This is a genomic window from Acidovorax sp. FG60, from assembly GCF_057808995.1.
In genome coordinates, this window is sequence record NZ_JBMDJC010000007.1 from 206,203 (window position 1) to 223,603 (window position 17,401).

The 17,401-nt window shown below is 65.9% G+C and carries 20 protein-coding genes; 4 read left to right on the plus strand and 16 right to left on the minus strand.

The window, feature by feature from the left end:
* Positions 1-5 precede the first annotated feature (5 nt).
* Complete coding sequence (locus tag ACODS0_RS12745; RefSeq protein WP_121419647.1) at positions 6-638, plus strand: TetR/AcrR family transcriptional regulator; 633 nt, start codon at positions 6-8, stop codon at positions 636-638.
* A 14-nt stretch (positions 639-652) separates the two neighbouring features.
* Here the strand turns inward: ACODS0_RS12745 and ACODS0_RS12750 are convergent, their stop codons facing one another.
* Entirely contained in the window at positions 653-880 is a 228-nt protein-coding gene (locus ACODS0_RS12750) for a SlyX family protein (protein WP_015014770.1), read from the minus strand.
* A gap of 7 nt (positions 881-887) precedes the next feature.
* The gene (locus tag ACODS0_RS12755; RefSeq protein ID WP_488835336.1) at positions 888-2,078 is read right to left on the minus strand and encodes an aminotransferase-like domain-containing protein; all 1,191 of its coding nucleotides are present in this window, start codon (positions 2,076-2,078) and stop codon (positions 888-890) included.
* Between the two features lie 120 nt (positions 2,079-2,198).
* Between ACODS0_RS12755 and ACODS0_RS12760 the strand changes: the two genes are divergently transcribed.
* Complete coding sequence (locus ACODS0_RS12760) at positions 2,199-2,675, plus strand: AraC family transcriptional regulator (protein WP_436130921.1); 477 nt, start codon at positions 2,199-2,201, stop codon at positions 2,673-2,675.
* Between the two features lie 86 nt (positions 2,676-2,761).
* Entirely contained in the window at positions 2,762-3,400 is a 639-nt protein-coding gene (gene nth / locus ACODS0_RS12765) for an endonuclease III (protein ID WP_055395271.1), read from the plus strand.
* A gap of 89 nt (positions 3,401-3,489) precedes the next feature.
* Here nth and ACODS0_RS12770 read toward each other — a convergent pair whose 3' ends face one another.
* From ACODS0_RS12770 to ACODS0_RS12805, 8 genes are all read right to left on the minus strand, one after another.
* Positions 3,490-3,882, minus strand: a complete 393-nt coding sequence (locus ACODS0_RS12770) for a type II toxin-antitoxin system death-on-curing family toxin (protein WP_121419644.1) — start codon at positions 3,880-3,882, stop codon at positions 3,490-3,492.
* Complete coding sequence (locus ACODS0_RS12775; RefSeq protein ID WP_056169497.1) at positions 3,879-4,103, minus strand: AbrB/MazE/SpoVT family DNA-binding domain-containing protein; 225 nt, start codon at positions 4,101-4,103, stop codon at positions 3,879-3,881. The genes ACODS0_RS12770 and ACODS0_RS12775 overlap by 4 nt, the downstream gene beginning before the upstream one ends.
* Positions 4,104-4,156: 53 nt before the next feature.
* A complete protein-coding gene (locus ACODS0_RS12780) occupies positions 4,157-4,903 on the minus strand; it encodes an aspartate/glutamate racemase family protein (protein ID WP_121506903.1) in 747 nt (248 codons plus the stop codon).
* Positions 4,904-4,919: 16 nt separating this feature from the next.
* A complete protein-coding gene (locus tag ACODS0_RS12785) occupies positions 4,920-5,681 on the minus strand; it encodes a GntR family transcriptional regulator (protein ID WP_431152592.1) in 762 nt (253 codons plus the stop codon).
* 13 nt (positions 5,682-5,694) lie between these two features.
* Positions 5,695-6,582, minus strand: a complete 888-nt coding sequence (locus tag ACODS0_RS12790) for an ABC transporter permease (RefSeq protein ID WP_488835340.1) — start codon at positions 6,580-6,582, stop codon at positions 5,695-5,697.
* Position 6,583: 1 nt separating this feature from the next.
* Complete coding sequence (locus tag ACODS0_RS12795; RefSeq protein WP_055395265.1) at positions 6,584-7,495, minus strand: ABC transporter permease; 912 nt, start codon at positions 7,493-7,495, stop codon at positions 6,584-6,586.
* A gap of 182 nt (positions 7,496-7,677) precedes the next feature.
* Positions 7,678-8,970, minus strand: coding sequence for an ABC transporter substrate-binding protein (locus ACODS0_RS12800; protein WP_488835342.1), 1,293 nt, complete (start codon positions 8,968-8,970; stop codon positions 7,678-7,680).
* A gap of 61 nt (positions 8,971-9,031) precedes the next feature.
* Entirely contained in the window at positions 9,032-10,102 is a 1,071-nt protein-coding gene (locus ACODS0_RS12805; RefSeq protein ID WP_488835344.1) for an ABC transporter ATP-binding protein, read from the minus strand.
* Positions 10,103-10,386: 284 nt separating this feature from the next.
* Between ACODS0_RS12805 and ACODS0_RS12810 the strand changes: the two genes are divergently transcribed.
* On the plus strand, positions 10,387-11,496 hold the full coding sequence (locus ACODS0_RS12810) for a GGDEF domain-containing protein (protein ID WP_487262841.1): 1,110 nt from the start codon (positions 10,387-10,389) through the stop codon (positions 11,494-11,496).
* A gap of 25 nt (positions 11,497-11,521) precedes the next feature.
* Here ACODS0_RS12810 and cobT read toward each other — a convergent pair whose 3' ends face one another.
* The 6 genes from cobT to cbiB all read right to left on the minus strand — a co-directional run bounded on the left by cobT (position 11,522) and on the right by cbiB (position 17,363).
* Positions 11,522-12,592 carry a nicotinate-nucleotide--dimethylbenzimidazole phosphoribosyltransferase gene (gene cobT, locus ACODS0_RS12815; RefSeq protein ID WP_488835346.1) on the minus strand — a complete coding sequence of 357 codons (1,071 nt, stop codon included), beginning with the start codon at positions 12,590-12,592 and terminating at the stop codon, positions 11,522-11,524.
* Between the two features lie 63 nt (positions 12,593-12,655).
* Positions 12,656-14,137, minus strand: coding sequence for a cobyric acid synthase (locus tag ACODS0_RS12820; RefSeq protein WP_488835433.1), 1,482 nt, complete (start codon positions 14,135-14,137; stop codon positions 12,656-12,658).
* Positions 14,138-14,172: 35 nt separating this feature from the next.
* Positions 14,173-14,565 carry a DUF3037 domain-containing protein gene (locus ACODS0_RS12825; RefSeq protein WP_488835348.1) on the minus strand — a complete coding sequence of 131 codons (393 nt, stop codon included), beginning with the start codon at positions 14,563-14,565 and terminating at the stop codon, positions 14,173-14,175.
* A complete protein-coding gene (locus tag ACODS0_RS12830) occupies positions 14,552-15,346 on the minus strand; it encodes a HipA family kinase (protein WP_488835350.1) in 795 nt (264 codons plus the stop codon). Before ACODS0_RS12830 ends, ACODS0_RS12825 begins: the two co-directional genes overlap by 14 nt.
* The gene (locus ACODS0_RS12835; RefSeq protein WP_488835352.1) at positions 15,343-16,410 is read right to left on the minus strand and encodes an aminotransferase class I/II-fold pyridoxal phosphate-dependent enzyme; all 1,068 of its coding nucleotides are present in this window, start codon (positions 16,408-16,410) and stop codon (positions 15,343-15,345) included. The genes ACODS0_RS12830 and ACODS0_RS12835 overlap by 4 nt, the downstream gene beginning before the upstream one ends.
* Entirely contained in the window at positions 16,407-17,363 is a 957-nt protein-coding gene (gene cbiB / locus ACODS0_RS12840) for an adenosylcobinamide-phosphate synthase CbiB (RefSeq protein WP_488835435.1), read from the minus strand. The genes ACODS0_RS12835 and cbiB overlap by 4 nt, the downstream gene beginning before the upstream one ends.
* Between the last annotated feature and the right edge of the window lie 38 nt (positions 17,364-17,401).

The following is a 17,401-nucleotide window of genomic DNA, read 5'->3' on the forward strand; positions in this document are numbered from 1 at the left end:
GTTCCATGGCAAGCCGCAATTCCCCGCCTCCCACTTCATCCTCTGCCGAAGCCCCCACCGACCGCCGCCAGGACATCCTGAACGCCGCCCTGGCCTGCGCGGCCGAAGGGGGCGTGGACGCGGTGACCATCGACGGCGTGCGTGCGCGCTGCGGGGCCAGCGTGGGCAGCATTTATCACCACTTTGGCAACCGCGACGGCATCGTGGCGGCGCTGTTCTTTGACATCTTTCACGACCAGTCTCGCAGCGTGCAGGCGCAGCTCGATGCCGCCCAGGGCGTAGAGGCGGGCGTGCACGCCCTGGTCACCGGCTATCTGGACTGGGTGGTGGCGCAGCCAGAGCGGGCCCGGTTCATGTTCCAGTCCCGGGGCGCCGTGGCCGCTGGCCCGCGCACGCCCGACCTGGCCGAAGCCGCGCGGCGCCGCAACCAGGCCCTGGTGGCCTGGTTCGAGCCCCACCGCCAATCGGGCGCGCTGCGCAACCTGCCGTGCGAGCTGATGCCGTCGCTGGTGATGGGGCCGGTGCAGAGCTATTGCAGGGCGTGGCTGTCAGGCAATGCAGGCCAGGGCGGCCTGCCCTCGCCCACCACGTACCGCGCAGAGCTGGCGGACGCAGCGTGGCGGTCCGTCAGGGCGTAGACCGAGCGATCCGATCAGTAATGCGGCGGCAGCTCGTCGCGCAGGTTGCGCGGGCCGTTCGAGCCACCTTCGGGCGCCTGCTGGCGCAACTGGATGACCTCGTGCGTCAACCGGTCGATCAGTTGCTGTTGCTGGTAGATGGTCATGTTCAACTGGTCCAGCAGGTCTTCGGTAAAGCTGGCCTTGATCTCCAGGCTTTCCAGGCGCTGGAGAACGTTGGCGAGATCGTTGGCGTCAGACATCGACGCTTCAGATGGCCTGGCCCAGGCGCGCCACGCCTTCGCGGATCTTGTCCACATCGGCCGTGGCGAACGACAGGCGGAAGGTGGCGTGGTCGGGATTGGCGCAGAAGAACGGCGTGCCGGGCACAAAGGCCACACCCTTTTCAATCGCGCGCTTGGCAAGCACATTGCCGTCAGCCACCTTGCCGCCAGCACCCGTCAGGCGCGCCCACACAAACAGGCCGCCCTGGGGCTGCACAAACTCGATGGCGTCCCCCAGCTCCTTGCGCAGCGCATCGCCCATGGCCTGTGCGCGCTCGGCGTACACCTTGCGCACATGGGCCAGCGTGGCGGGCATGCGGCCGGCCTTGAGGTACTGCGCGGCCGTGGCCTGGGCAAAGGTGCTGGTGTGTGCATCGCTGAACTGCTTGCACATGGTGGCCTTGCCCAACAACTCGGCCGGGGCAATCATCCAGCCCACGCGCAGGCCGGGCGACAGCACCTTGCTCAAGCTGCCGCAGTGCACCAACAGATCGCGGCTGCCGGGTACGGTGGCCGACAGGTTTAGCAGACTGGGGGGCGGCGCGTCGCCAAAGTACAGGTCGCCATAGGGGTCGTCTTCGACGATCAAGGTGTTGTGCTTGACGGCCATCTCCAGCACGGCCTTGCGGCGTTCCAGGCTCATCATGGCACCGCTGGGGTTGCCGAAGGTGGGGATCAGGTAGACGAACTTGGGTTTGTGCTCGGCGATGAGCTTTTCCAGCTCATCGGTCTTCACGCCGTTGCCATCGATGGGCGCGCTGATGAGTTCGGCGCCATACAGTCGAAAACACTGGATGGTGGCCAGGAAGGTCGGGCCTTCCACGATCACCTTGTCGCCGGGGCTGATGAGCGTCTTGCCCAGCAGGTCCAGTGCCTGCTGGCTGCCGGTGGTGACGATGAGGTTGTCGGCGGCCACGTCCTTTGCGCCCTTGCTGGCCATGAAGGCGGCCAGTTGTTCGCGCAACGGGTTGTAGCCCTCGGTCGCACCGTATTGCAGCGCGGCGCCGGGTTCTTCGGCCAGGGCGGCGTTGCTGGCGGCGCGGATGCCCTCCACGTCGAACATGGCGCTGTCAGGGAAGCCGCCCGCAAAGCTGATGATGCCGGGCTTGCCCAGCAGCTTGAAGAGTTCGCGGATGGCGGAGGTTTCTACGTTGTTCAGGCGGTCGGCGAATTGCATGGCGTGGGCAGGAGTTGGTGGCAAAGGATTCCGCATTGTCGCCAATTGGCGTGCAGGTTTCCTGCGGCTTAGACTGCGAGGGCAAAAACCTGGCCCACCGCACAACTACCGAGACCAACTATGCCCCTCGAAATCCGTCAGTTGCCCCGCATGCGCCTTGCCTATATGCGCCAGACAGGCCCTTATGGCCCCTCGCTCACGCAACTTTGGGAGCGGTTCGGCCGCTGGTGCGAAGCAAATCGTTTGAGCGAGCCACGCCCCAAGTACTACGGCATCAGCCTGGACAACCCCGCATGCACCCCGCCCGCGCAATGCCGCTACGACGCCTGCGTGCAGGTGGGCGTGGGCCTGCGCACCGGCACCGAGGCCATGATCCAGGACTTTGCCGGTGGCGATTACGCCTGCCTGCGTTTCGTCGGTACCGGGCCCGAGATCGGCGCGGCCTGGGCCAGCATGATGGCCCCGGGCCTGATCCCCGCAGGTTGGGAAGCTGCCCCTCGGCCCGCCATCGAGGTCTACGACGAAGACTTTGCCGTCAACCCCGCCACCGGCGCGTTCCCCTGCTGGCTGTGCCTGGCGGTGCAGCGCACCCACTGAGGTAGTTCGTTCTAACCCTCGCGAAAACGATGCAGGCGCGGGCGCAGCCCCGCATGCCGCAGTACATAAACGACACACCCCGCCCCATGAAGACGTCTGACATCGAGCCTTTTTTTGCAACCTTGAAGGCCGCCAACCCCATGCCCAACACGGAGCTCGAATACACGACGCCGTTCGAGCTGCTGGCTGCCGTGCTGCTGTCGGCCCAGGCCACGGACGTGGGCGTGAACAAGGCCACGCGCAAGCTGTTCCCGGTGGCGGGCACGCCGCAGGCCATCCTGGACCTGGGGCTTGAGCGACTGGAGGGCTATGTCAAGACCATCGGCCTGTACCGCACCAAGGCCAAAAACCTGATGGAGACCTGCCGCATCCTGGTGGAGCAGCATGGGGGCCAGGTGCCGCGCACGCGCGAAGCCCTGGAAGCCCTGCCAGGTGTGGGCCGCAAGACGGCCAATGTGGTGCTGAACGTGGCCTTCGGCGAGCCGACCATGGCGGTCGATACGCACATCTTTCGCGTAAGCAACCGCACGGGCCTCGCGCCCGGCAAGAACCCGCTGGCGGTGGAACTGCAGCTGATGAAGCGCGTGCCCGCCGAGTATGCGGTGGATTCGCACCACTGGCTCATCCTGCACGGCCGCTACGTGTGCCAGGCACGCAAGCCGCGCTGCTGGGAGTGTGCGGTGAGCAGGTATTGCGACTACCAGCCGAAGACGTTGGCGCCTTGAGTTGAACGAACCAGGTAAATTGCTTCTTTTTTTATAGCAACTAGCGCTTATTGGTCAAGCGCTAGAACGGAAAATGCTTGGAACCTGCGTTAGCAAGCGACGGCATGTGCCCGCAGCCAGGCGGCGAAGGCCTCTTCGGTGATATCGCCAGCGGCAACAGCGAGCATGGTGACCACACACGATGCATCGTCAGCGTTAAGCCTCCAGCCATTGAGCCGCAGAAACAATTCGGCCGCCACATAGCCCGTTCGCTTGTTTCCATCAATAAACGGATGGTTGCGCGAAATTCCATAGCCATACGAGGCTGCCAGCGCGGCTGCATCAGGCGGCGGCTCGCCATAGTTGTTCAGCTGCTGCGGCTTGCCCAGGGCCGAATCCAGCAAACCCGCATCGCGGACGCCTGTCCCGCCCCCATGTTCGGCCAGCTGCACTTCGTGGATGGCAATGATGACGGCGCGGTTCAGCCAGACCCATTCGCTCATTTGGCCAGCTCGTGCAGTACGGCCCGGCGCTCTTTCATGATCTCGCGCGCCACGCGCATCTGCGCTTCAAATTCGGGGTTGTGGGTGGTGATCCGCAAACCGTCAGGCGATTCCGTCACATACAGCTCGTCTCCCTTTTCCAGCTGCAACCGCGCCAGCAGTTCCTTTGGGAAAATCGCGCCGACAGAGTTGCCCACCTGGGTGAGTTTGAGAGTGTGCATGGGAAACCCCCGAGTAATTACAAACGTAATACTAGACTTTCTACCACCCCGCGTCAAACCACCCCGGCCACTCCCAGCGCTGTCATCTCCCCCGACACCCCCGCCCACGCCACATCGAATCCAGGCACTTTGCGCTCTGGAGGCACGGGGTGCGCACGCAGCGCCCAGGTGGCACCAGCCACCACACTATCGATCACCGGTACCGTCACCTGCGGCTGCACCAGAGCAGCCATGCCGGCCAGCCCCGCCCCGCCCAGGATGACGGCCTGCACACCCATTTGCCGCACCACGTCGCGGCAGGCCTGGGCGAGCAGCGTGCGGGCGGCTTCGGGGTCGGCGGCCAGCTGAGCGCCGGTGGGTGCCACGGTGTGGATTCCAGCCAGCGCGTGCGCGTGGCCCAGCGCCTGCGCCAGGCGCTGCAGCATGGGTCCCCAGCGCTCGCCGCCCGTAACGATGGCATAGCGCCCGTGGCGAGCGGCTTCTATGAAAGACGCTTCGGCCAGGCCGGTCACGGGCACCGGGCTGCTTTCACGCAGCGCCATCAGGCCCGGGTCGCCAAAACAGCCTATCAGCACGGCATCAGGCTGCGGCTGGTGTTGTGACAGTTCATTCGCCCAGGCATCCAGCGCGGCGTGGGCCGCCACTGCATAGCTGGCCTCGCAGGCGATGTAGGGGGCGCCGAAACGCGCCGTGGCCGTGCGCACCGCTACATGCAAGCCCGCTGCAGCCTGCACATGCCGCTGAAGCAAGTTGCTGACGCTGGCCGATGTATTGGGGTTGATGACGAGCAGTTGGCGCATAACAAGGTGGCAGGATTCAGGCGCCCAGCAGTTGCGCCAGGTCGGGCGTGTCGGCAGCCGGTGGCGTGAACTCCAGCTGCGTTTCAATGCGCGCCAAATGCTTGAGCATGAGGCGCGCGGCCTCGCGCGCATCGCGCAGGCGGATCGCATCAATCAACGCCCGGTGCTCGCGGCAGCCGCAGGCGGTGGCCTCTTCGCGTTCGCGCGCGTGGCTGGGGCTGTAAGTCATGAGGATGAGCGAGGTGCGCGAGACCAGCTCGCGCAGGATACGGCCCAGCGTCTGGTGCCCTGCGGCCTGCGCGATGTGCAGGTGGAAATCACCCGACAGGCGGATCGCACGACGCATGTCACCGCTGGCGCGCGCGGCCTCTTCGTCGTCGATGCAGGTGCGCAGTGCGGCGATGTCGGCATCGGTGGCGTTGGCGATGAACAGCTCCACCAGACGCGGCTCGAGCAGGCGGCGGGCCTCGAACACTTCCAGCGCCTCTTGCGGCGTGGGCTGCGCTATCGATGCGCCCCGGTTGGGTGTGAGCGTGACGACCTGCTCATTGGCCAGCCGCACCAGCACAGGCCGTACGCGTGTGCGCGACACGCCAAAGGCCGCCGCCAGCTTGTCCTCCACCAGCTTGGTGCCGGGTGGCAGGCGGTGGTCGAGGATGGCCGAGACCATGCGGTCGTACATGTCGTTGTCGCTGAGCTGGCCTGGGGCCTCGAGCGCAACGGTCGGTTCAGGGGCTGCAGCGCGTGCGCGCCGAGGCCTGGGAATAGTGGTCGTCATAAGGGTGCCGTTTTTAACCCGTGCGGCCCTTGCGCCTGCGGCCCAAGGCCCACACCAGCGCCAGCGTGATACCCATGACAACGAAGGAGACCACGGTGGTCAGCGTTCCCAGTGCGTAGATGGAGGGAGTGGTCACCGTACTGGTCAGGCCCTGCAGCTCCAGCGGCAGCGTGTTCACGTCGCCAATGGCCTGCGAGGTACGGGCGATCTCGTCCCAGCTGAGCGTAAAGCCGAACATGCCAATGCCCACGACCGAGGGCGCGATCAGCGGCAACACCACATGCGCGAAGCCCTGCCAGGGCGTGGCACCCAGGTCGCGTGCCGCTTCTTCGTACGCAGGGTTGAAGCGGTTGAACACCGCGAACATGATGAGCAGACCGAACGGCAGCGTCCAGGTAAGGTGCGCGCCCAGCGCTGAGGTGAACAGGCCCAGCGAGGTACCGTAGCCCTCCAGCGCGCTCTCCAAGCCCATCGACTCCAGCGCGGCCTTGATGCCGTTGTCGATGAGCCGGAACTCCAGCCCGATGCCCAGCGAGACGATGATGGACGGCATGATGAGGCTGGCCACCACGATGAAGAACAACGTGTTGCCGCCCGCCAGCCGCTTGCGAAACGCCAGGCCCGCCAGCACCGACAGCAGCACCGTGCACAGCATCACCGCCACGCCCAGGCCGAGCGAGCGCCACAGCGCCGCGCCAATGTCCACCACGCCCAGCCCCTCGGCCAGCTTGGTGAACCAATGCAGCGACAAGCCGCGCATGGGGAAAGTGAGCCCGCCCTCGGGGCCCTGGAAGCTCAGGATGAAGATGACGAACATGGGCCCGTACATGAACAGCACGAACAGCGCAAAGAAGATGGCCAGGGGCCAGAAGCTGGCGGGGCGGGAATCGCGCACTTTCATCTCACAGCTCCTTGCGGATATCGACGAGGCGCGTGAGGCCCCAGATGATCATCAGCACCACCGCCAGCAAAATCACCGCATTGGCCGCCGCCAGCGGGAACTGCAGGTAGGACGTCTGCACCTGGATGATCTTGCCGATGGAGGCGATCTGCTGGCCGCCCATCACGCCGATGGTGACGAAGTCGCCCATAACGATGGTGATCACAAAGATGGACCCGATGATGATGCCGGTGCGCGACAGCGGCACGATCACGTTCCACAGCGTCTGCCAGCCACTGGCGCCGCTGTCGCTGGCCGCCTCGATGAGGCTGCGGTCGATGCGCATCATGCTGTTGAAGATGGGCACGATCATGAACATGGTGTAGAGGTGCACAAAGGCCAGCACCACCGAGAAGTCCGAGAACAGCAGCCACTCCACAGGTGTTTCGATGAGGTTCATGCCCATCAGCGTCTGGTTGACCAGCCCATTGCGTCCCAGCAGCGGCACCCACGAGATCATGCGGATCACATTCGATGTCCAGAACGGAATGGTGCACAGCACGAACAGCAGCGTCTGCATGCCCGAAGAGCGCACATGGAAGGCCAAAAAATAGGCCACGGTGAAGCCGATCACCAGCGTGATCAGCCACACCAGAAAACTGAACTTGAGCGTGGACCAATACGTCTTGAGCGTGACGCACAGCCCGTCGGACACGTCACTGCAGCCGTCAAAGATGGACACGTAGTTCTTGAACGTGAAGCCCGGCAGCAACTCGTACTCATTGAAGTCCCAGAAGCTGACCATCACGATCAACGTCAGCGGAATCAGGAAAAACAGCGCAAACACCAGGGTGAACGGCGCAGCCTGCCACCAGGCGGCAATGCTGCGGCCGGGGACAGCTGCAGCAGGTAAGGACTGTGTGGTCGTGCTCATGGTGTTTGCAATCAATGAATTCAAAGGTCTACCGTTCGGCGCTTGCTCTTGAGACTGACGCTGCCCAAGACCAGTGCCCCCGTGCAAGGGCCGCCCCGCCGCACCGGGGGCGTCCCCCTCCCGACCCGCGCAGCGGGTTGAGAGAGGGGTGAAGGCGCGCAGCGCCTCAGGGGGTGCACTCCTTATGCAGCGACGAATTCATTCCATTTTTGGACCATGTAGTTGTTCTCGTCCATCAACGCGTTCCAGCAAGCGATGCCGCCCATGCGCGACTCATAGCTGCCGCCGTCGCGCACCGCGCCAGCCTTGGCCAGCACATCGCCATTGGGGCTCTTGATGTCCTGCGTGGCAGGCTTGCCTTCCATCCAGTAGGCCCACTCGTAGGCTTCCATCTTGGACTTGGCGGTCTCCAGCACAGCGCTGTAGTAGCCCTGGCGGTTCAGGTAGGCACCGGCCCAGCCATCGAGGAACCAGTTGATGAACTCGTAAGCGCCATCGAGCTTGCGGCCGCTCAGCGTGGCGGGCAGGCCAAACCCTGCAGCCCAGGCGCGATAGCCTTCCTTCAAGGGCTGGAAGTTGCAGGCGATGCCCTTGGTGCGCACGGCCGTCACAGCCGGGCTCCACATCGACTGGATCACCACCTCGCCCGATGCCATGAGATTGACCGACTCGTTGAAGTCCTTCCACAGCGCGCGGAACTGGCCCTGCTTCTTGGCTTCGATCAGGGTCTTGATCGTGAGGTCAATCTCCTTCTTGGTCATGTTGCCCTTGTCGGGGTACTTGTAGATGCCCATGGCCTCGACCACCATGGCGGCGTCCATGATGCCGATCGAAGGAATATTCAGGATCGCGGTCTTGCCCTTGAACTCAGGGTTGAGCAGCTCGGCCCAGGAGTTGATGGGGCGCTTGATCAAATCGGGGCGGATGCCCAGGGTGTCGGCGTTGTACACGGTGGGGATCAGGCTCATGAACTGCGTGGGCGCAGTCGCGAATTTCTTGGACTTTTCGCCTTCCAGGTAGATCACCTTCTTGGGCGCCGTGCCCTGGTCGCCCACGGCCTTGCCGGCCACCTGGCCGGTGGTGAACAGCGTGGTGATCTTGTCTGCGTTCTTGATGCGCTTGGTGTCGATGCCCTTCAAGTTGCCCGTGGGCACGATCTTTTTGAGCGAGAAATACTCGGTGTCGATCAAGTCAAAACTGTTGGGCGCGGTGACGGCGCGCTTGGTCACGTCGTCCGTGGTCACGGCCACGTACTGGATCTCGATGCCGGTGTCGGCCTTGAACTTCTCGGCAATCGCCTTGTCCTGGTTCACCGCCGTGCCCAGGTAGCGCAGCACGATCTTTTCCTGCGAATGCACGGCCGGGAACATGCCAGCGGCCAGGATGCCCGCCGTGCCCTTGAGCAGCGAGCGGCGCGCCACACCAGTGGCTTCAGGGACAACAACAGGGGAATCAGCACGGGAAGCATCGGACATGGGAAAACTCCTTGGGTTGCGGAAGGGGACGGGTGGAAAAAGAGGTAAAGCGGCGGCGCGGTCAGGCGGCGACGGCCACTGCGGGAGCGGGCACGGACAGCGGGTGCGCCTGGTCGGGCGTCCAGTGCAGTTGCACGCCCTGCCCCACCTGGTAGGGCCGCGCTGCAAAGGTGGCCTCGGACACCATCACCGAATACGCCGCCGTGGCGTTGGCCGACAAGGCCACGCCCTGCTTTTGCAGGCCCAGCAGCACATAAGTGCCCTGGTACTCCACGTCGGTCACCACGGCCTGCATGCACTGGGCACCCCCGGGCAATTCGGCACTGGCGGGGGCAATCTGCAGGTGGTCGGTGCGCACGCCCACCTTGCCTTCGGGCGTGTCGATCACGTTGTGCCCACCCATGAAGCGCGCCACGAATTCGCTGGCGGGCCTGTTGTAGACCTCGTGGGGTGAACCCACCTGCTCAATCACGCCGTGGTTCATTACCACCATGGTGTCGGCCAGGGCCATGGCCTCTTCCTGGCTGTGGGTCACGTGGATAAACGTCAGGCCCAGCTCTTTTTGCCAGCGGCGCAGCTCGGCACGCATCTGGATGCGCAGGAAGGGGTCGAGCGCGGACAGCGGCTCGTCGAGCAGCAGCACGCGCGGCTGGGTGATGAGGGCCCGCGCCAGCGCCACACGCTGCTGCTGCCCGCCGGAGAGTTCTGCGGGCTTGCGCTCGGCCAGGTGCCCCAGGGCAACGCGCTCCAGCAGGTCGCGCGCCTTGGCCTGGCGCTCGGCCTTGGCCACGCCTTTCATCTTCAGGCTGAAGGCCACGTTGTCCAGCGCAGAGAGGTGCGGAAACAGCGCAAAGCTCTGGAACATCATGGCCGTGCCGCGCGCGGCGGCGGGCAGGTCAGTGATGTTGCGGTTCTCCAGCAGGATGTCTCCGCTGGTCACCGACTCATGCCCTGCGATCATGCGCAGCGTGGTGCTCTTGCCGCAGCCCGAGGGGCCCAGCAGGCAGCAGTAGCTCCCGCTGGCAATGCGCAGGTTGATCGCATCCACCGCCGGCTTGCCCTGGGCGTAGCGTTTGGTGAGGGCGACGATCTCGATGGCGGCCGGAGTCGGCTCGGGGGTGAGGCTTTGCATGAACCTGCCATACGCAAAGCCTGTGCCAACTTTGTACACAATGTTTTATTTGTTTTGCATACAAAACGCACCACCACTGTGCGCGGCCACACCTGCACCAAAGCGCTTGTGCACCACAGTCGGCCCAGACGCAGCTCGTTATGGTGCACACGGTGCCCTGCGGGATTTAGTAAATCACCCTACGTCCGCACGCAGGTGCGTGGCTATACTGGCCTCGGCATCAAGAAACAATTTCTTACGTACAGCCCTTCCGCGCTCGCCGCATGAACCTCGACCCACGCTCGATGATTGCCATGGCGGGCTTCATGTCCGCCATCATGGCCATCGTGCTGCTGTTCATGCGGCGCTACTACCCGCCCTCCATCCGCGGGGTGGGCGCCTGGGCCGCAGCGCCGCTGCTGTGGCTGGTGTCCACCGTGCTGTTCGGCGCGCGCGGACTCATTCCGGACTGGCTCAGCCTGGTGCTCGCTAACCAACTGCTGGTGCTGGGCACCGTCACCTACTACATGGGCACGCGCAGCTTCATGGGGCAGCCAACCGTCTGGCGGCCCTGGAACTGGCTGATGGTGGGCACCACCCTGGTGTTCATCGTGCTCACTTACTGGGCGCCCAACTACGCCATGCGGGTCGGCTTCTTCACGGTGGTCATGGAGGTGATCTACATCGCACAGATGCGCTTCATGCTGCGCCACGGTGGGCGCAACTTCCCCGTGCGGCTGGTGGAGGTGGTTCTGGCCCTGCACATGGCGGTGCTGGCCGTGCGGCTGATCTCGATCGTGACCGGGAATGCCGGTGCCGACCTGATGGAGCCTTCGCTGTTCCAGACGCTGTACATCGGGGCCTATGTGATCACTGTGCTCATGCTGTCCATCGGCGCGGTGCTCATGGCCACCGACCGCCTGCGGACCGAGCTGGAACACCTGGCCACCCACGACTCCCTTACCAACACCCTGAACCGCCGAGCGCTGCTGCAGCGCTGCGATGAAGAGCTGGAGCGCGCACAGCGCTACGGCAACGGGCCGTCCATCATGATGGTGGACCTGGACAACTTCAAGGCCGTGAACGACACCCGAGGCCACCAGCATGGCGATGCGGTGCTGGTGCATTTTGCAGAATGCACCCGCCAGGTGCTGCGCCGCGCGGATCGGCTGGGGCGCTACGGCGGCGAGGAGTTTTTGGTGCTGCTACCCGACGCAGACACTGCCGCCGCCCAGGGCGTGGCCCAGCGCATCCACGCCACGCTGTCCGCCGGCCATCCCCTGGACTGCGAGGTCAGCATCGGGCTGACCAGCTGGACCGGCCCCCACGAAACGCTGGATGCCATGCTGTCGCGTGCCGATGCGGCGCTGTACCGCGCCAAGAACGAGGGGCGCAACCGGACCTGCATCGCTTGATACGAAGCAGGGAAGTCCAGCAGGTTCAAGCCGTCTGCGTGGCCACACCGGCCGATTCAAAGCTCGCCATTTCCGCCAGCACCGCGCAGGCGGACTGCAACAGCGGCCACGCCAACGCAGCGCCCGAACCCTCGCCCAGGCGCAGGCCCAGGTCCAGCAGCGGTTCGGCCTGCATTTGCGCCAGCATGAGGCTGTGGCCGCGCTCGCCCGAGCGGTGCGCAAACACGCAGCGCTGCAGCACCGCAGGCTGCAGACGGCTGGCTGCCAGCACGGCAGCGCTGGTGATAAAGCCATCCACCACAATCACGCGCCGCTCAAGCGCTGCCTGCAACACAGCGCCCACCAGCGTGGCCACCTCATAGCCGCCCAGCGCGGCCAATGCGGCCAGCGGCGTGGTGGCCTCGGCATTCGCGTCCAGCGCCTGCTGCAACACGGCGCGTTTGCGCTCGATGCCTGCAGCATCCAGGCCCGTGCCCGCGCCCGTGACGTCCGCCAGGGGCAGGCCCGCCAGGCGCGCCAGCAGCAGCGATGCGACCGAGGTGTTGGCAATGCCCATCTCGCCGAGCAGCAGCGCATTGCCGGGCAAGGCGCGCACCACCTCTATACCGTTAGTGATCGCTTGAGCGCATTGCTCCGCAGTCATGGCTGGGCCGACCGATGCGTCGGCCGTGCCGGGCGCCACCTTGCGCAGCAGCAACTGGGGCGCGCCCGGGGCGGTATCGCGCGGCGCGATGGGCTTGGCCACGCCGCAGTCCACCACGGTGAGGGCCAGGCCGTGTTGGCGAGCCAGCACGCTCACGGCAGCGCCACCGGCCAGAAAGTTCTCCACCATCTGCCAAGTCACGTCACTGGGGAAGGCCGACACCCCCTTGGCCGCCAGGCCATGGTCGCCCGCACACACCAGCATTTGCGGCTGCAGCAGCGCGGGGGCCTCGGTGCCCAGCACCTGGCCGATGCGCAGGGCCAGCGACTCCAGCCGACCCAGTGAACCGAGCGGTTTGGTCTTGTTGTCGAGCAGGTGCTGCAGACGGGCGGTCAACGGAGCGTCGGAAATATCGGCGATGGCGGGGACGGTGAACTGGGCCAGGGAGTGCATGGTGTGTAAGACAACAGAATGAAAAAGGAAACAGGAAGGGCTGAAGGCCGTGGGCAACAGCACTCAGGCGGTGGCCGGATCTGGGGCGATCAACGCCCGCAGCGCACCGGGCGCAAAGCTGGCGTCCGCCATGCGGGCCAGCCCTTCAAACACCGCATCGAGCGTGGGCACGGGCGCCGCACCCACGCGGCCAAACAGGGCCTGCAGCGCGGCGGGGTCTTCGAGCAAGCCATGCAGGTACACGCCCAGCACGTTGCCCGCCGGGTTCTGCCAAGCGATGCCGGGGATAACCTCGCGCGCCACATCTCCCTTGGCAGCCATGGCCGGGTGCTGGGCGGTTTGTCCGTGGTGGATTTCGTAACCTGTGGCGTACACACCCGCCAGCGCGGCCCAGGCACCCCACACCGCGCCAAACTGCGCCTGGGTGCGTTGCACGGTCTTGGCAACCTCGAAGGTGGTGACTAGTGGCAGCAGGCCCAGGCCCGGCGCATTGCCGTCGATACCCGCTGTGTCAATCAGCGCCTCGCCCAGCATCTGCAGGCCGCCACACACGCCCAGCACCGTGCCGCCTTGCCCCGCGTGCTGGGCAATGGCGCTGTCCAGCCCTTGCGCGCGCAGCCAGGCCAAGTCGGTAGCGGTGGATTTGGAACCTGGCAACACCACCCAATCGGTGGGCTTCAACCCGCCCAGGTCGGCCGGGCTGCGCGCCCAGAGCAGGCGCACGCCGGGAACGTTCTTGAGCGGCTGGAACTCGTCGAGGTTGCTGATGCGCGGGTAGGCCACCACAGCCACCGTGGTATGCACCGCGCCCGCTGACAACGTGCGGTCATCGAACACGCCGTCTTCCTCGGGCAGGCCGTGGCGCCATTGCATGGGGATGGTGGCCACGGTGGGCACACCAGTGAGGTCTTGCAGCATCTGCGGCGCAGGGGCCAGCAGGCTGGCATCTCCGCGAAACTTGTTGAGCACAAAGCCATGGATCAGCGCGCGCTCGTCCTCGGGCAGCAGTGCCCAGGTGCCGTACAGGTGGGCGAACGCGCCGCCCCGGTCGATGTCCGTCACCAGCAGGCAGCGCGCATCGGCATGGCGGGCCACGCGCATGTTGACGATGTCGCTGGCATGCAGGTTGATCTCTGCGGGCGAACCTGCGCCCTCGATCACCACCACGTCGTTCTCGGCACGCAGTGCATCCAGCGCAGCCGCGATCTGCGGCCACACCTTTTCGCTGCGGCCGCGCCAGGGCATGGCCGTGAGTTCGGCGCTCACCTGCCCCATCAGCACGACCTGGCTGTGCGTGTCGGCCTCGGGCTTGAGCAGCAGCGGGTTCATGCGCACCTCAGGCTCGGCACGCGCAGCCAGGGCCTGGAAATACTGGGCGCTGCCGATTTCGCCCATCACACCCGCAGGGCCGGGCACCACACGCGCGTTGTTGCTCATGTTCTGCGCCTTGAACGGCGCCACCTTGAGGCCCAGGTTGCTGTAATAGCGGCACAGCGCCGTGGTGAGCCAGCTTTTGCCCGCGCCGCTGGTAGTGCCCAGCACCATCACGCAACGGGCCAATTGGGGAGCAGAGTTTTCAGTCAAGGCAATGGGCGGACCATGCGGTCCATGATGTGTTCAAGCGCTGCCGCCGCATCGGTGCAGCGGCCGGTGTGCACAGGCGAGGTCTGGATGATGGCGCTGCGTTTGGCGGTGAGCCAGTGAAAGCGCTGGCGGTACGGCAGGCGCGCAATGGGGCCACAGCCTTCGTCGCCCGCACAGATGGCCACGATGGCGGCCAGGTGGCGGCGCACGGCGTCAATGTCGGCGTGCGGGTCCATGGCCAGCAGGCGCGCTTCATCGAGCGCGATTGCAGCCTGGAGAAAGCCGGTGCGCTGGCACGACAGGATCACGCCGGCGTTGATGAACTCTTCGCGCTCCACGCGCGGTACCACGCGCACGGTGGCGTAGTCGTACACCTCAGGCGCGTGCATCGACGGCCTCCTTCAGCGCATTCACCCAAGTGGTGCGCCCGGCAATGCGCGCGCAGAAGTAGTCCACATAGGCTTGGCGGTGGGTAGCGGCTGCGGTCAGCAGGCCTTCTTCGTGGTCGGCACCGGCCAGCACCAAAAACTCGTCGGGCACCTCGGCCAAGATGCTGGCCACCACCCCGGGCGTGAGGCGCACGGCCAGCTCGGAATCCACCTGCGCGAGCAGCGTGGCCCGGGCCAGCAGCACATGGTCGGCAATGGGCGCAAAGGGTTTGGCGGGCAGGGCCACCGTGCCGTTCCAGGCGTGGTGAAAGGTCAGCGCCGCACCGTGGTCGATGAGCCAGGGCTGGCGGTGCCACATCAGCAGATTGGTGTTGCGCGCGGTGCGGTCCACATTGCCCACCAAGGCATCGAACCACACGAGGCGCGAGGCAAAATCATCCGACACGACATCCACCGCCGGGTCGAAATTGAGCGCGCCCGACAGGTAATCCAGCCCCACGTTCAGGCCACCGCTGGCGCGCACCAGGTCCTGGATCTCCGGGTCGGGCTCGGTCTGCGCCAGGGCGGGGTCGAGCAGGGCCAGCACGATGTCGGGCACGGGCAGGCCCAGCGCACGGGCGATGCCACCCGCGATCATTTCAGCCAGCAGGGCGCGCACGCCCTGCCCTGCGCCACGGAACTTGAGCACGTAGGTGCCCAGGTCGTCGCCTTCGACGATGGCGGGCATGGAGCCACCTTCACGCAGCGGCGTGACGTAGCGATTGACGGTGATGGTTCTCACAAGGTCTCCCTCGATCCGATGGAATGCGGGATGGTACGGCCCGGCAGCGCCTGCCATGCGGCCTGCAGCGCATCTTGTGCCGCGGGCGCCAGCACCCCCAGGCGCACGGTGCCGGGGAGGCCGAACGACGTCGCATCCCGCAGCTTGATGCCGCTGGCTCGCAGCGCGGCCAGATCGCTTTGCAACGTGTTGGTGGCGGGCTGCGCGCAGAAATAGTTGGCCAGGCTGCCTGCGTGCAAGGCCCAGCCCAGGTCGATACACAGAGCCTGCTGGCGAGCCTTCCAGTCGCGCAGGGTGCGCAGGCTGTGCAGCAGCCATTGCTGCACAGTGGCGTGCGTCCACGCCTGCAGCAAGGCCACGCCGTGGGCGCCCACGGGCCAGGAAGACGCCAGGGCCGTCAGGCCCAGTGCCTGCCCTTCAGAGTCTGGCGGCGCAATCGCATAGGCCGCGCGCACGCCCGTCAGCCCCAGGGCCTTGTTGGGGGTCCAGAGCTGCCAGCAGGCCGATGGCAGGTACGGCTGCGGTGCGCCCGTCCATGCGCCCTCGGGGTCCAACCTCAGAGGGACATACGCGCAGTCGAGCACACGCCAGGCAGCAGCATCGCCCGGCCGCCAAGCGCCCAGCGCGGGATCTTCTTGCCCCAAAGGGCTCGACGGCTCGCACGCCCATTGCAAACCCGCCGCAGCACCGCCGCTGCGCAGCACATCCAGCCCCCGCACCTGCGCAGCCTGGGCATAGTCGCCATAGCTGTGCGGCGGCACCGCCACCTGCACGGCGCCCTGCTGTGCGGCCAGCGCGGTGATGCGGTGGATGAACTCGCTGGCACTCGCAGCCAGCACGATGCGCCCCGGCACCACGCCATGGAAGGCGCCGAGGGCCTCGCGCAGGGCCGTGTAGGCCGGGTCGGGGTAGCGCGTGGCATCGGCCGACTGGAGGGCGTGCAGCGCCTCCGGGCAGGGCCCGCAGGCGTTGCTGTTGGTCGAAAAATCAAACACCGGGATGCCCGCAGCGTCCGGGCCACCGTGCAATTGCACAGGCAAGCAAAAAGGACCTGGGAATGTCATGCATGCACCCAGGCAAAGGCAACCAGGACCAGCAGCTGAAGGGCGGCCGCCACCGGCACCATCGCCAGCACCACCTGCGTGCCCAGGCGCGCGGCACGACGCGTATCGAGTGGCCCAGCCCGATGGCCCTTGCTGTGCAGCGTGTACACACCCGGCTTGGCCAGGCGCACGTTCAACGCCAGTGCCATGGCCGCCATGGGCCAGCCGCTGTTGGGGGATGGCGTCTTGCGCGCCTGGCGGGCCAGAGTGGAAAAAGGCAGGCCCTTGGCGACCACCGACAACAACAAGGCCGTGATGCGTGCAGGCACCCACGACAGCACGTCGTCCGCCCGCGCCGCCCACTTGCCCGCCCATTGCCAGTACCGCCCGCCGCGCATGCCCGGGTAACCCCACATGGCATCGGCCGTATTGGCAAAGCGGTACAGCGCAGCGCCCGGCAGGCCCAGCAGCGCAAACCAGAACAACGGCGCCACCACGGAGTCGTTGAGGTTCTCGGCCAGCGACTCGATGGCCGATTCGCGCACTTGTACGGCGGTGAGCGCGCTTACATCCCGGCTCACCAGCCGGGCCAGCTGCGCACGCCCGGCGGGCAGCGATTGGCCTAGCGCCACCTCCACCGCCAGCACTTCATCGTGCAGCATGCGCCAGGCCAGCAGGGGCTTGAGCAGCAGTGCCAGCAACGCCGCCGCCACAAAACCGTGCAGCATCAGCACCAGCTTCTGCGCCGCCCAACCGAGTATAAAAACAATAGCAGCCAGCGCACACCAGACAAGCGCTGCGCGCCAAAATAGCTTGAAATCTCGGGCCACTGGCATCCGGGGCGCCAGGCGCTCACCCCACCACTGCAGCGCCCGCCCCATCCAGACCACCGGGTGCCAGGCAGCGGGCGGCTCGCCCAGCCACCAGTCCACCGCCAGCGCCAGCAGCGGCACGCCGATCCACACCGCCACCATGGGCCAGCCCCCGGCGGGTGTGAGCAACAAAAGCCAGT

Excerpts from the sequence above, each read along its gene's own strand:
- ACODS0_RS12745 (WP_121419647.1), top strand. The coding sequence starts at position 6 with ATGGCAAGCCGCAATTCCCCGCCTCCCACTTCATCCTCTGCCGAAGCC.
- ACODS0_RS12750 (WP_015014770.1), bottom strand. The coding sequence starts at position 880 with ATGTCTGACGCCAACGATCTCGCCAACGTTCTCCAGCGCCTGGAAAGC.
- ACODS0_RS12755 (WP_488835336.1), bottom strand. The coding sequence starts at position 2,078 with ATGCAATTCGCCGACCGCCTGAACAACGTAGAAACCTCCGCCATCCGC.
- ACODS0_RS12760 (WP_436130921.1), top strand. The coding sequence starts at position 2,199 with ATGCCCCTCGAAATCCGTCAGTTGCCCCGCATGCGCCTTGCCTATATG.
- nth (WP_055395271.1), top strand. The coding sequence starts at position 2,762 with ATGAAGACGTCTGACATCGAGCCTTTTTTTGCAACCTTGAAGGCCGCC.
- ACODS0_RS12770 (WP_121419644.1), bottom strand. The coding sequence starts at position 3,882 with ATGAGCGAATGGGTCTGGCTGAACCGCGCCGTCATCATTGCCATCCAC.
- ACODS0_RS12775 (WP_056169497.1), bottom strand. The coding sequence starts at position 4,103 with ATGCACACTCTCAAACTCACCCAGGTGGGCAACTCTGTCGGCGCGATT.
- ACODS0_RS12780 (WP_121506903.1), bottom strand. The coding sequence starts at position 4,903 with ATGCGCCAACTGCTCGTCATCAACCCCAATACATCGGCCAGCGTCAGC.
- ACODS0_RS12785 (WP_431152592.1), bottom strand. The coding sequence starts at position 5,681 with ATGACGACCACTATTCCCAGGCCTCGGCGCGCACGCGCTGCAGCCCCT.
- ACODS0_RS12790 (WP_488835340.1), bottom strand. The coding sequence starts at position 6,582 with ATGAAAGTGCGCGATTCCCGCCCCGCCAGCTTCTGGCCCCTGGCCATC.
- ACODS0_RS12795 (WP_055395265.1), bottom strand. The coding sequence starts at position 7,495 with ATGAGCACGACCACACAGTCCTTACCTGCTGCAGCTGTCCCCGGCCGC.
- ACODS0_RS12800 (WP_488835342.1), bottom strand. The coding sequence starts at position 8,970 with ATGTCCGATGCTTCCCGTGCTGATTCCCCTGTTGTTGTCCCTGAAGCC.
- ACODS0_RS12805 (WP_488835344.1), bottom strand. The coding sequence starts at position 10,102 with ATGCAAAGCCTCACCCCCGAGCCGACTCCGGCCGCCATCGAGATCGTC.
- ACODS0_RS12810 (WP_487262841.1), top strand. The coding sequence starts at position 10,387 with ATGATTGCCATGGCGGGCTTCATGTCCGCCATCATGGCCATCGTGCTG.
- cobT (WP_488835346.1), bottom strand. The coding sequence starts at position 12,592 with ATGCACTCCCTGGCCCAGTTCACCGTCCCCGCCATCGCCGATATTTCC.
- ACODS0_RS12820 (WP_488835433.1), bottom strand. The coding sequence starts at position 14,137 with ATGGTGCTGGGCACTACCAGCGGCGCGGGCAAAAGCTGGCTCACCACG.
- ACODS0_RS12825 (WP_488835348.1), bottom strand. The coding sequence starts at position 14,565 with ATGCACGCGCCTGAGGTGTACGACTACGCCACCGTGCGCGTGGTACCG.
- ACODS0_RS12835 (WP_488835352.1), bottom strand. The coding sequence starts at position 16,410 with ATGACATTCCCAGGTCCTTTTTGCTTGCCTGTGCAATTGCACGGTGGC.
- cbiB (WP_488835435.1), bottom strand. The coding sequence starts at position 17,363 with ATGGTGGCGGTGTGGATCGGCGTGCCGCTGCTGGCGCTGGCGGTGGAC.